12 protein-coding genes are annotated in these 13066 nt (G+C 24.3%); 2 read left to right on the forward strand and 10 right to left on the reverse strand.

The features are described 5' to 3' along the window. Positions 1-4: 4 nt before the first annotated feature. From I4U66_RS12580 to I4U66_RS12600, 5 genes are all read right to left on the reverse strand, one after another. The gene (locus I4U66_RS12580; protein WP_195929071.1) at positions 5-964 is read right to left on the reverse strand and encodes a DUF2232 domain-containing protein; all 960 of its coding nucleotides are present in this window, start codon (positions 962-964) and stop codon (positions 5-7) included. Between the two features lie 148 nt (positions 965-1112). Next, positions 1113-2573 (reverse strand): UDP-N-acetylmuramoyl-L-alanyl-D-glutamate--2,6-diaminopimelate ligase, encoded by a 1461-nt coding sequence (locus tag I4U66_RS12585; protein WP_195929073.1) that lies wholly within the window; start codon positions 2571-2573, stop codon positions 1113-1115. 85 nt (positions 2574-2658) lie between these two features. Next, complete coding sequence (locus tag I4U66_RS12590) at positions 2659-3744, reverse strand: glycosyltransferase (RefSeq protein WP_195237076.1); 1086 nt, start codon at positions 3742-3744, stop codon at positions 2659-2661. An 81-nt stretch (positions 3745-3825) separates the two neighbouring features. Beyond that, on the reverse strand, positions 3826-5508 hold the full coding sequence (locus I4U66_RS12595; protein ID WP_195929075.1) for a dynamin family protein: 1683 nt from the start codon (positions 5506-5508) through the stop codon (positions 3826-3828). Positions 5509-5512: 4 nt separating this feature from the next. Continuing rightward, complete coding sequence (locus I4U66_RS12600; protein WP_092926288.1) at positions 5513-7150, reverse strand: dynamin family protein; 1638 nt, start codon at positions 7148-7150, stop codon at positions 5513-5515. A 211-nt stretch (positions 7151-7361) separates the two neighbouring features. Between I4U66_RS12600 and I4U66_RS12605 the strand changes: the two genes are divergently transcribed. Continuing rightward, the gene (locus tag I4U66_RS12605) at positions 7362-7700 is read left to right on the forward strand and encodes a phage holin family protein (RefSeq protein ID WP_092926290.1); all 339 of its coding nucleotides are present in this window, start codon (positions 7362-7364) and stop codon (positions 7698-7700) included. Between the two features lie 87 nt (positions 7701-7787). Here the strand turns inward: I4U66_RS12605 and I4U66_RS12610 are convergent, their stop codons facing one another. Continuing rightward, entirely contained in the window at positions 7788-8927 is a 1140-nt protein-coding gene (locus I4U66_RS12610) for an AI-2E family transporter (protein ID WP_092926292.1), read from the reverse strand. 219 nt (positions 8928-9146) lie between these two features. Between I4U66_RS12610 and I4U66_RS12615 the strand changes: the two genes are divergently transcribed. After that, positions 9147-9575 carry an EamA family transporter gene (locus tag I4U66_RS12615; protein WP_092926294.1) on the forward strand — a complete coding sequence of 143 codons (429 nt, stop codon included), beginning with the start codon at positions 9147-9149 and terminating at the stop codon, positions 9573-9575. A gap of 84 nt (positions 9576-9659) precedes the next feature. Here the strand turns inward: I4U66_RS12615 and I4U66_RS12620 are convergent, their stop codons facing one another. The 4 genes from I4U66_RS12620 to I4U66_RS12635 form a co-directional block, all read right to left on the reverse strand. Then, positions 9660-10172 (reverse strand): DNA topology modulation protein, encoded by a 513-nt coding sequence (locus tag I4U66_RS12620; protein WP_092926296.1) that lies wholly within the window; start codon positions 10170-10172, stop codon positions 9660-9662. A 122-nt stretch (positions 10173-10294) separates the two neighbouring features. After that, the gene (locus I4U66_RS12625) at positions 10295-11047 is read right to left on the reverse strand and encodes a creatininase (RefSeq protein ID WP_202819468.1); all 753 of its coding nucleotides are present in this window, start codon (positions 11045-11047) and stop codon (positions 10295-10297) included. Between the two features lie 144 nt (positions 11048-11191). Continuing rightward, positions 11192-11644, reverse strand: coding sequence for a YhcH/YjgK/YiaL family protein (locus I4U66_RS12630; protein WP_092926298.1), 453 nt, complete (start codon positions 11642-11644; stop codon positions 11192-11194). 50 nt (positions 11645-11694) lie between these two features. Beyond that, positions 11695-12846 (reverse strand): cyclically-permuted mutarotase family protein, encoded by a 1152-nt coding sequence (locus I4U66_RS12635; RefSeq protein WP_195929077.1) that lies wholly within the window; start codon positions 12844-12846, stop codon positions 11695-11697. Between the last annotated feature and the right edge of the window lie 220 nt (positions 12847-13066).

The following is a 13066-nucleotide window of genomic DNA, read 5'->3' on the forward strand; positions in this document are numbered from 1 at the left end:
ATTTTCACCCTCTACTTAATATATTATTTAATATTCCTATTTGTTGATTTCTTATATTTATCTTTATATCTAATATTATATTAATTATGATTATAATAAATGTAGTTATCTTAAATATTAATACTAATGCTATTAACATTAAAATAGATAATATTCTTATATGAGCTACTCTCTTGTTTTTAGCTAATAAATAATTTTGTATTGCTGTATATCCATCTTTTATCACAAAGTAAAATGATAGATACTCTATACTTATTATTATAGTTTTTAGATATGCATTATCTATGTTTATATTAAACGCTTTAAAAGTTTCTACTATAAAAATATATACTGATAATACATAAAATACATTTTTAGAACAACATACAAATCTTGAAAGTCTTCTAAAGTTAGCTATAATTTCAAATTTTTTATTTATATTTCCTTTTAGCATATTTAATTTCTTGCACATAAATAAGGATAAAATATATATAGAGAATACAGTTCCAAAAGGAAATGCAGCTATAAGTATATAATAAATAACTTGTACATATTCTCCCGATTTTAGCATATTTATATATCCTTGAAACTCTTTCATAAAGCTGTATCCTATTAGTTTAGATGCATATATATCTACAAATACCATAAGTATAACGCCTATAAAAGAAGTATATACCATATCATCCATAATAGATGTATCCTTACTTATAAAGTAGCCACAAAGTATTCCAAGTATTACACTTTGGCTACACCATATAGCTATACCTATATTCCCAAGTATCAACCATACTATTAAAAGTGATGTTATCCCAGAAAGTACTGAATACTTAAAATCACATCTAAGTACTACTATTGAAAAAAATACAGGAACTATAAAATCTATGTAAAGTGCATATCCAAAACCAATTCCTACAAATAGTAAGGTACTTATAACAAATAGTGCGGATAGTATTGCTGACTCTGTTAACTTTTTAGTTTCATTCATCAAATTACCTACCTTTTAATTTTTATTTAGTTTATCCGTCTATTATAATACTTCTAAAAAAAATAATAAAGCATGCTTTATTATAATATAAAAGAAACTGTGAATATTCACAGCTCCTTTTATTAATATATATGAGTTTATTTGTTGCCTACTTTAAATTTATAGCTTCAAGTGCTACTTTTGTATCATCAAAAGGATGCTTTTTCTTACCTATTATTTGATAATCTTCATGTCCTTTTCCCGCTATTATAACTAAGTCTTTATCATTTGCCATATCTATTGCCTTATATATTGCTTCTTTTCTATCTTCTATAATTATATAATTATCCTTTTTTATATTAATACCTTTTAATATATCATTAATTATTTTATGGGGATCTTCACATCTTGGATTATCTGATGTTATTATAGCTACATCAGAGTATTCTTGTGCTATTTTTCCCATTATAGGTCTTTTTAGTCTATCTCTATCTCCTCCGCATCCAAACACTGTTATTACCTTGCCTTTTGTAAATTCTTTTGAAGCTTTTAATATATTTTCTAAAGCGTCTGGAGTATGTGCATAGTCTACTATAACATTTAGTTTTTTATTATTTTTTATGCTTTCAAATCTACCCTTAATACCTTTAGTATTTCTAAATACTTCTTTAACTATGTTTATATCTATATCTAATATGTAGCAAATACTTATTATTCCTAATGTATTATATACACTAAACTTTCCTGGTATATTTACATAGATATAATCTTCATAAGTTGGAGTTTTTACTTTATATTCTATATGATCTTTTTCTAATATAATATCACTTGCCATAAAATCAGCATGTTCATTTATAGCATAAGTGTATACAGGTATATCTAAGTTTTTAATATTATTTAATATAATCTTACCATGTTCATCATCTATATTTATTATATTTGCTTTTGTTGTCATATAAAATAGCTTTTCTTTAGAGTTTCTATAATCCTCTATATTTTTATGAAAATCTAAATGTTCTTCAGTTAAATTTGTAAATAATCCCATAAAAAAACTAGTATCTTTCACTCTACCTAAGCTAAGTGCATGAGAAGATACTTCCATGGCGCAATATTTACAGTTATTTTTTAACATATCATTGAAACTTTTTTGAAGGTCTAAACTTTCTGGAGTTGTATTTTTAGGTATTATTTTTTCCTTTGAGTTGTCTATTTCGATAGTTCCTATAAGACCACATTTATTAACTTTATTTAATATCTCCTTTAAAAGAGTTGATACACTAGTTTTCCCATTTGTTCCTGTTATTCCTATTACATCTAATTTTGTACTTGGCTCATTATAAAAATTAGATGCAATTTTTGCCATGGCCTCTTTAGTATTACTTACTTTTATAATTGTATACTTCTCCATATTATCTATATTTATATCTTCTTCTATTAAAAATGCCTTAGCTCCAGATTTTATAGCATTTTCTATATATAAATGTCCATTAGTATTATATCCTTTTATACATATGAACATGCTGTTTTTTGTTACTTCTCTTGAATCATAATATATATTATCTATATCAATATTTGTGTCTCCATATATATTTAAAGTATCTACATTCTCTAAAATTTTATCTAATCTCATCATATCCTCCTTATCTATTGTTTAATACAGTATATTTTACATATGATTTTTTTATGATATATAATTTAAGGTGGGTCTCCCCACCTTATCTTTCTTTTATTATAGAATTAAAGTACTTTTCATTACATTTTACACATTCATCATTTGGATTTAATTCCATACATTTTTGATGGTGATAATAAGCCCTTGGTAAATCTTTCAATTCATAATAACAGCAACAAAGATTTAAATGAGGTTTAAATCTTAAGTAACTCATATTAATGCATTGGTTAGTATCACAAGATATATCAGTATTAAGTATTATTTTATACCAACTTATAGCTTGTAAATATTTTTCCTCCTCTTCAAATGAATAAGCTATATTATACATTATATCAGCTCTTGGTATATCTTCTTCAAAGGCTTTATATAAATATATCCTTGCTAGTTTGTATTCTTTTTGTTTTATATAACATTCTCCTATTTTGCATAATGCATCTACCGTTTCTTCCTTAAATTTACTTACCTTTATAAATTCTTTTAATATTTCTATAGATTTTTCATATTTTAAATTACAATATAATTCTCTTCCATAATAATACAAATCTCTATTGCTTAATATTTTGCCATCTTTTAGTTTTTTTTCGTATATTTTAAGATTTCTATCATCTATATTTTTTACCTTATCATGTATTATACAAATATCACTATCATATACATTACTTTCATTTATACCCTCTATAGATATATATTCATGAACATATCCTACCCACTTAAAACCTTCATTTCTTTTGATTATTCTATTTCTTCTAGCTACTATTTTAGGATTATTATTTTCATCTATACACATATGAGTCTCTGTAGATATAACACTTATACTTTCATTTAAATTTTCTTTCAAGTTTATAAGTCTTTTTCTATTTTTCTCATCTAAATACTCGTCTGCATCTAACCAAAGTATATAATCTTTGGTTGCTTTATCAAAGGAAAAATTTCTAGCCTTTGAAAAATCATCAATCCACTTAAAATCATATATATTGTTAGTATAATTTCTGCAAACTTCCTTTGTTTTATCTACTGACCCTGTATCTACTATTATTATTTCATCTACTATATCATAAATACTATCTAAACATCTTTTTAAAATATTTTCTTCATTTTTTACTATCATACATAAACTTATAGTAATCATACTATTTGCTCCCTTAATTAAAAGTTATACTTCAATGTATGATAAAATGACATTTTTTGTGTTTATTGTACTGAATTTTCATTAATGTATATATGTTTTTAATTTATCTATATATATATTTATTTCTTTAATTGTATCTTCTATTTCGTGTTTGTTAGTTTGTATACCTTTTATATTTTTTAGTATTTCTAGTGTTGTATAGTTTATCTCTATACTATAATTTTCATATATATCTTTTAGATTCTCACTTATTTTATACTTTAGATTTTCTATAAAAGTATCTATATCATTTAGCAATTCCTTGCTCTTTTTATCATCTCGTACTTTATCATATATAACTTTCCCTACTGCTCCACTTATAGTCCCTGCTATTAATAGCGGTGGACAATAAGTCATTAGTGCTGCTGATATAGTAGTTGAAGTTGCCGATGCTCCAAGTATTGCACTATACATTGAAACAACTGTACCCGAAGTTGCCCCAAGCACTGCACCTGTTCCTACTACTGCTAATAATTCATTTACTGTTGCTTGGTTTTTTTCTAATTTAAAGCTTTGGGTATCTATGCATTCATTTTTATATGTTATATCATTTATATATCTTTTTATATCATCATCCATTTCATTGCTTATTTCTTTTAAACACTGACTCCACTCATTAAAAAATAAATTATCCAATTCTATTTTTTTCTTGTTTACTAATTCATTTATATATCCTTCATTTATGTATAACTTAGCTAAATCTATATTTAATTTAATTTTTTGTATTTCATCACTAAAAAATATTCTATCTACCCAATCCTTTATCTCAAAATCCATCTTTGAACTTATATAGTCTCTTTTGTTTTGAAGTAATTTATTGTATCTTAATAGTTCATCATCTAAAACATATAAAGTCTTTAGATAATCATTATGACAAACTATATCTTTGTGTATTATTCTATCTAAAGATGATTTTATACTACTATTTTTTTCTTCTTGAGAATTTTTTATTAGATAATTTATATAATCATTTAATCTATTAAATTCGTATTTTAAATCATTATAGTTTGATAATACTAAATCAGTACTTTTTGTTTTTACCTTAGGTAATACCTTCTCTTGGTATTCAAGATATGAAGATATCATAAAAAATTCATCTATATATATTCCATATTCATCTTTTATATAATCTATAATTTCTTCTTTATCAGAACTTAATAAATCACACTTATTTACTATACCTATAATTTTATTTTTATACTCACTTATCAAATCAAGCGCTTCTATTACATCTTCTTGTCCTAGGTGAGTTGCATCTATTACAAATAATATCAAATCAGCATTTTTTATATAGTTTAAAGTTTTTTCTTCATTGTTTACAGTTATGCTCTTTAACCCTGGTGTGTCTACTATATTTATCTTTTTTAAATAATCTATATTAAGACCCACCTTTGTTATGTCTTTATATGTTTTAGTATATGGCATGTTACTATATACTATTTCTATTATACTAGAAGTAGCTTCAAGTACATCTACTTCACTTATATCCCCTCCTATTAATGAATTTACTAAGCTTGATTTTCCTGATTTAACTTCTCCTAACACAACAATTTTTAATGGTTCTTCCTTATTACTTTCTATAGATTTAATAAGTTCAACCACTTCTTGTAATGGTTCTTTTATTGTATTTTTATATGGTAAATTTAAATCTTCAATTAACTTTTTTCTTATTGGTGAATTTAATATTTCTTCTTTAACTATACATATACCTTTATTATTTTCCAAAATATCACCCCAAAGTATTTAAAATTCTTTCTATATTGTTTAGGAAGTCTATATAAATATTTATATACTTATAGTCTATATATACTTTTTCAAAACTATGATTTTTTATATATTCTATGTTTGAAATTATAGTATTTATATTATCTTTTAATATTTTTTCTATGTCTTTTGTTATGAGTTCTTTATTTATAGATAGGTAATTTGGTTTATAATTTACGTCTTCATTAAATGCTTTAACTAAAAATTTATTAAATAAATTTTCTAGTTTATCTTCTTTTGCTTTATCTTTTAATTGTTTTTGAATTGGTACCTGGATTTTATCTAAATTTATATTAGTATCTATTTTTTGATAAATGGAGTCTTTATTGAAATTTGATTTTTTATAAATTATATCATATATATTACTAAAATCATTATTGCATTTATTTTGCAAACTTATTATATGGTCCTTTGTTTCTATATCTATATCTTTTATATAACTTAGAGCATCCTTTTTTATATTATCTAAGGTGTATTTTAATTCATAATCTATTTCATTATATATAGATAAGTCTTTGTATAATTCTCTCTTATGTGAGTATATAGATTGTAGTATATTACTTTTAGTTATATATAAATTTTTGTATTTGGATTCTATTTGCTTATTTTCACAAAGTTTTTTAAAATTAACATCTATACTTTTATATAATTTTTCTATATTGCTTTTCTGTATATAATAATAATCTTCATTTAATATTCCTTTTATAGCATCCTTAGCTGATATGTATACAATGTCTTTAAACTTATCTTTAAATAATTCTTCACATTTATCTTTAACTTTATCTAGATCTTTTTCTTTTATTATATCAATCTTATTTACAACAGCTATTATATTTTTGTTAGTGTAATTTTTATCTATATCATTAATTTCATTTATAAGCTTTGTATTTTCACTAGATACTATATTTTGAGCATCTATTACCCATATAATTCCATCTGCTATCTCATAATATCTCTCTACTTTTTTATCAGTATTTAATAGACTTTGGTTAAGTCCCGGTGTATCTACTATAGTAAAATCATTTATTAAATTTCCTTCTTTTAAGTAATATTTAACCTTACATATTTGAGGTTTATATAAATATTTCTCTTCTAATTCTCTTTTGTATTCTTTAAGTTCTTTTTTTGTTTTTGTATTTTCTTTTTTAAGCTCTTGAACTAATCTATATATTTTTTCTTTAGATTTTTTGTACTTATCTTCTTCATCTTTCAGTAATCTATATCCACCTTGTATACTTTTTAAAATTTTTTCTTCGTTGTCATATATTATCTCTATTTTTTCTAAATTACTCTTTAAAAAAACATCAACCTTCCAAGTACTTGGTATATCTTTTGTAGCTACTACCTCCCTTTTTATTAATGAGTTTATAAGAGTTGATTTTCCGTAGTTCCCACAACCCACTATACAAAGTACAAATGGATTTTCTAGCTCTTTTACATTGTTTTTTAATTTATTTATCTCTTTTTGTATATAATCTATAATATATATTGATTTTGTTTTATCTTTGGTATATATATACTTTGTAATATTATTTATTTCATTTTCTATAGGTGTAATAATTTTCATAATATTGTTTAATTCTTCATATCTTGAATTATACATAATATCATCCTTTTTTGGTAAATTAATTTAATTATATTTTTACTTTAATAAGTGTAGTGTATATAAATTTAATATATAGACAAAATTAAAAACAAAACCATATTTAAAGTATATGATCTAATTATCTTAAATATTATACTAACTTGAAATATTATTGTATATATGATTTAATATTTGTATAAATTTGTAATATTTTGAAAGGAGATTTACTATGAGAAAAGCATCATTATTTATAGTCGTTAATGCTATATCCTTATATATAGTATCTTTACTTTTAAATAGCGTATATATAAGTTCTTTTAAGTCATTAATAATACTTACATTAATATTTGGATTACTTAATTTAACTATAAAGCCTATACTTAAGTTCTTTTCATTCCCTATAACAGTTTTAACTTTAGGGTTATTTTCACTAATTATAAATGGATTAGTTTTAAAGCTAGCATTCTCATTTGTTAATGGAGTTTATATAAATAGTACTTTAAGTGCAATAGGTGCATCTATATTGTTATCTATTGTAAATAGTGTTTTATATAGTATATTAGACTAATTAATAATATAAAAAGGGACTAAAGCCAACTTTAGTCCCTTTTTATATTATTTTAATTGTTTATATAAAATAAATACAAGTATCAAATTATTTTTGTATATTTATATTTTTTGATTTTATCCTGTTATTTATATACCCACCACATAAAGTATATATCATACTAAAAAGAGGTACTCCTATTAGGATCCCTAATACTCCAAACATTGATGAACCTATTATTATAGGAACTAATATCCAAAATGATGATAATCCTATGGAATTTCCTACTATAAATGGATATATAAAATTCCCTTCTACTTGCTGAATTATAACTATCATTATTATAAAGTAAAGTGCTGTTACAGGTTTTATCATAAATAATATCAAAGCAGAAAGAGCTGCTCCTAAAAATGTACCAAATATCGGTATTAAATCTGTAATTCCTATTAATGTACTTATTAATATAGCATAAGGCATATTAAATATGGTCATACCTATAAAACATAAACTTCCCATAACTATACCATCTGTACATTGTCCTACTATAAATTTTGAAAATTTAACATCGCCTAATTTAATAATGCTCATTATTTTATCTGCAATATTTTCACTTAAAAGACCATATATCACCTTTTTAAATTGAACTATAAGCTTATCTTTGCTAAGTAACATATATATGGCTATAACAAAACCTAATAATAAGTTAGTTATTATAGATGTTATTGAAAAAGTAATTCCAACTATATTAGATATAAAATAATTTAAAGTTTTTATCATAAAGTCTGACATCTTATCAACTCCTGATAATAAACTGTGATGTAAATTATCTGATATATTTATATGAGACATATAAGTTGTTATATAAGACTGTAATGAGTCTATATCCTGCGGAATACTACTTATTAAACTTGAAGTACTTTTTACTAATTGTGGTATTACTAAGTTTATAAATGCACTTAATAATAGCCCTATTGTTATAAGTGTTAATATTAATGATATTATCCTTATAATAATTTTTGAATTCTTTATATTATATTTTTTAACAATTTTTCCTATTAATCTATTTTCAAAAGATTTCATAGGTACATTTAGTAAAAATGCTATAGCTAATCCTATTATAAAAGGTTTTAATATAGATAATGTAGTGTTTAAAACATTTCCTACAGTTTTTATATTTAATAATAAAAAGGATAATATAATTATATAAGTTGCTAGTATAAATTGATTTTTCAGTTTAAAATCCCTCATAAATTTTGACTCTCCTTTTGTTGATTGTTTATTATTAAATTATACAACAAACAAGTTTAAATTAGTATGTTTTCAAACAAGATATAGTATTTTTTTATTTTTTATTACATTTAAATATTTATTGACTATATAAGGTTTATAAAGTATTATTTTAGTTGATTGATATTTATTTTCATTTATTTTTAATTAACATTTAATATTAGCTCGCAAGGAGGTTTTATGAGTAATTGGTTATTTTATGCACTTTTAGCGGCTATCAGTGCAAGTTTTGTAACAGTTTTTTCTAAGGTAGGAGTAACTAACTTGTCTCCTTCACTAGCTACTAGTGTTAGAGCAGTTATAATGGGAGTATTTTTAGTATTAGTATCTTTTATAAAAGGGGATTTTTCTAATCTATCTTCTCTTTTAAGTCATAAAAAAGACTTACTATTCTTAATATTTGCTGGCGTATCTGGTGCTTTGTCTTGGTTATTTTTAAATATAGCACTAAAGACGGGAAAAACTTGGCAAGTAGCTCCTATTGATAAGTTATCTGTAGTTTTAACTGTAATTTTTTCTATTTTAATATTTAAAGAACAAATAAGTGTAAAAGGTATAATAGGCGTTTTATTTATAGCTATTGGTACTATATTTGTTGCCTTAGGATAAATTTTACATTACATATCAAGACAATAAAAATATTAACTATATATTTCATAGTACATAGTAATTAATTTTTTTATTTACTATATACTATGAATTTGTTATTTTCTGTAGAAACAAATTAACTTCTTTTGCTTTTTTCAAAACTACTATTTTATTCTTAAAATTTTTTTCTATTTGTTTATAATGATTGCGTATTTTTTTAGTGCGACCTTCATAAAGAATCCACCAAATAAATTCTAAATCGATTTTCTCTATACATCCTTTAGCCATATCTTCACGAGTTGTGTTTTTGTATCTAAAATACCTCTTTAATGCTCTATAAATACAAATTCTACGTGGAAATTTCAAAAAAATTATTTTATCAGCTTGTTCTAATCTTTCTTTTTGAAAAAAATCACTATAATTTCCATCTATTATCCAAGAATCATTTTTCATAAAGTCACATACTATTAAACGCCCCTCATCTCTATCACGTTCAATCCAATTTGGCAAAAAATTAACTGTGTCGAGAAATAAAACAGGTGCCTTATAATATTTTGCAAGCTTCCTAGCAAGTGTAGATTTTCCACTTCCACTATAACCAATTATTGCAATTTTCATTTTAATTTCCTCCAAAACTTTAATATTAATAAATTAAAATAATAGTAAATACATTAAAAACCTATTGCTAGTTATTTATAGCCATAGGTTTTTAATGTATTTTTATAGCAAAATATTCTTGTTTATTTTATAAATTCTTTGTTTACTATACTAACCATTTTGTCTAAAGCTTCATTTACTATTAGTTCTCCTTTTTCTTTAGAACTAGTTCTTCCTATGGCTAATAATCCTGATTTTGGAACTAAATCCTTTGGTATTGGATATACATGATAAGTTGGTACTTCTTCTATTTTTTCATCTATTAATCTATCCATATGAACTAGTTGTGGAGCAAATTTAAGTATTAATGAAGTCTCTGTTATAGCTGCATGTTCTAATGCCCACCCTGGAAACTCTATTTCATCAAATACTTTATCAATAGTATCTTGGCTTATTAAGTCCCACCAGCTCATCATTATTATTTTAGTATCATTTGGCATAAATTTGCTTACTAAATCTATGGCTTCTAGTAAAAATGCTTGATTTTCAAAATGAGAGTTTACTATAGCTATTTTTCTTACACCATCTCTTATTAACTCTTCTAAAATATCTTTTACTAACTCTATTAAAGTAGTTCCATTTAAATCTATAGTACCTGGAAATAATGGACCTCCACCTGATGCCGGTTGAGATTTATATCCATAATTTATAGAAGGCATTACTATAGAATTTGTTTTTTCTCCTAATAATTTAGAGAATCCCTCAGATATTATAGTATCTGTAGATAATGGTAAGTGTGGTCCATGTTGTTCAACAGACCCTATAGGTAATATTACTACATCTTTGTCTTTTCTTTCATTAAACTCATACCATGTCATTTCTGCCATTAGTGTCATAAAAATCACTCCTTTATTAATACTACTGTATAAATTATATCATATAAAAAAATGTATTTAACAAGTTTAAATAATTAAATTTACCAATAATAAAAATTTAATTTTTATACTTTAATAAGAGAGGGCATATACCCTCTCTTATATTTATCTTATTATAATTTTAAATATAGCTTTCTTTACATATTCTTTTTCATTTACTTTTATAGCTGTCATGTGAGCATCTTCTGGATAGCAAATCAAGAAATTTCCTTTTCTTAATTCTACATATCCATTATTTTCACCTTCTAGAGGTAAAAAGTCCGATTCTTCTTCATAATCTTTTTGAGTTAATTGTTCTATGAAATTTAAGTCAATTCTTTCGCATCCATCTATCATTAAATGAATATCTATGTACTTTTTATGAGCTTCCCAAAATCTTTCTTCTTTCTCATAAGTTTCATATTCTACTATATTTACAAATATATCTTTTCCATCTATAGTGTATGTCCCTTTTTCATAGCTTTTTAAATCATTTTCATTAGCATATTCAAAACACCTAAGTAGGTCTTTACTTAAATTAGGATAATTTTTTATATGCTCTATATTGCCAAATATCATAAATCTTCCCCCTATCTTAAAAGTCTTTACTTAAATTTATACCTTGATAGCTACTCATTAATTATTGTTCCTACAAAAGTTCTTTCTGTTCTAACACCTGGTTTTACTTCTCCATTTATTGAATATATCTTATTTCCATTAAGTATTAGACCTGCTCCACAAGGTGCATTAAATGGAATTTCTCCTACAGTTTTCCAGCTATCTTCTTCTGCATTATATATTAATATATTTTCATTCCAATTAAATTCCTGAGGATCTGCACCAAAATATTTTTGTCTAAAGGCTTGTAATTCTTCTCCTTTTAAGTTATCTAAATTATAAACTGCATCATCATATATTTCTTTATTAAATCCACCTATAACTAACATTTCTTCTTCATTAAGTTTCACTGAGCTTGCTCCTAATAAAGATATTTTATTATCATTTATTTTAATATCAGAAATCTTTTCCCATTTATTATTTTTTATGTTATATTTATATCCATCTGTATATGCTACTTTATCTCCACCACTAAATACATATATATCATCACCTAATATTTGAGCTACAGCTTGGTTTCTAGTTGCTTCTCCTGGCATAGGTGCTAACTCTTTAGTCTCACCTTTTTTTATGTCAAATCTATACATCTTATTACTAGGTGTTCCATTTTGCTTTCCTAAACCAACATATATATATCTATCTTTTTTAACTGCTATTCCATCGCTAAGTGTAAATGGTAAATCTCCTATGTGCTTTTCTTTAAGTTTTCCTTTTTTATTAACTGTAAATAAAGTTACATTATCAGCTTCTTTTTCATTACTACTTCCACCTATATAGTAAACCCCTTCTTTATCAGTAATTGAGCTCCCATATCCAATTTCATAATTTAGTTTTTCATGGCTAACTTGCTTCAGTCTTCCATCTTCTTCCTTTAGTACATACACATCTGGATAAAGCTTTTTAGCCCCTCCATCTAAAACTGGTTTATCTGGGAAATTTGCTCCTCCACCAGCTATTATATATTCGCCATCTTTACCCGCAAGTAAACCTGCAGTACCTATATTTTTATCTTGTCCAAATTGTGCCTCTAAGTCACCACCATGTTCCCAGAGTATTCTATCTACATCATTTCCACCTGCATTTCCAGTATAATTCATAGTACTTGCACCTAGTATAAACGTAGATGAAATTGCAATTGCCATAGCCTTTGTTAGCTTTCTCATTACTTACCTCCAATAAATAATATATTTTTAAAACTAAAAATTATAGATATAATTTGTAGAGGTATTTATTTTAGTCAAAAACTATTTATCAATTTTATATACTTTAAGATTTATATATACTGTTATTTATAAAAATGACATAACTATATTTTTAGTTTTTTTACTTTTACAATTAGATTGTACTAATAAAAAATATTCTTATCAATAAGATCTTTATATA

Origin of the sequence: Romboutsia sp. D33t1_170424_H2 (assembly GCF_015669105.1) — a bacterium.
Taxonomy (GTDB): domain Bacteria; phylum Bacillota; class Clostridia; order Peptostreptococcales; family Peptostreptococcaceae; genus Romboutsia_C; species Romboutsia_C hominis.

What these genes read in the sequence shown, in the direction of transcription:
- I4U66_RS12580 (WP_195929071.1), bottom strand. Translation starts at nt 964, where the DNA reads ATGAATGAAACTAAAAAGTTAACAGAGTCAGCAATACTATCCGCACTA.
- I4U66_RS12585 (WP_195929073.1), bottom strand. Translation starts at nt 2,573, where the DNA reads ATGAGATTAGATAAAATTTTAGAGAATGTAGATACTTTAAATATATAT.
- I4U66_RS12590 (WP_195237076.1), bottom strand. Translation starts at nt 3,744, where the DNA reads ATGATTACTATAAGTTTATGTATGATAGTAAAAAATGAAGAAAATATT.
- I4U66_RS12600 (WP_092926288.1), bottom strand. Translation starts at nt 7,150, where the DNA reads ATGTATAATTCAAGATATGAAGAATTAAACAATATTATGAAAATTATT.
- I4U66_RS12605 (WP_092926290.1), top strand. Translation starts at nt 7,362, where the DNA reads ATGAGAAAAGCATCATTATTTATAGTCGTTAATGCTATATCCTTATAT.
- I4U66_RS12610 (WP_092926292.1), bottom strand. Translation starts at nt 8,927, where the DNA reads ATGAGGGATTTTAAACTGAAAAATCAATTTATACTAGCAACTTATATA.
- I4U66_RS12615 (WP_092926294.1), top strand. Translation starts at nt 9,147, where the DNA reads ATGAGTAATTGGTTATTTTATGCACTTTTAGCGGCTATCAGTGCAAGT.
- I4U66_RS12620 (WP_092926296.1), bottom strand. Translation starts at nt 10,172, where the DNA reads ATGAAAATTGCAATAATTGGTTATAGTGGAAGTGGAAAATCTACACTT.
- I4U66_RS12625 (WP_202819468.1), bottom strand. Translation starts at nt 11,047, where the DNA reads ATGACACTAATGGCAGAAATGACATGGTATGAGTTTAATGAAAGAAAA.
- I4U66_RS12630 (WP_092926298.1), bottom strand. Translation starts at nt 11,644, where the DNA reads ATGATATTTGGCAATATAGAGCATATAAAAAATTATCCTAATTTAAGT.
- I4U66_RS12635 (WP_195929077.1), bottom strand. Translation starts at nt 12,846, where the DNA reads ATGAGAAAGCTAACAAAGGCTATGGCAATTGCAATTTCATCTACGTTT.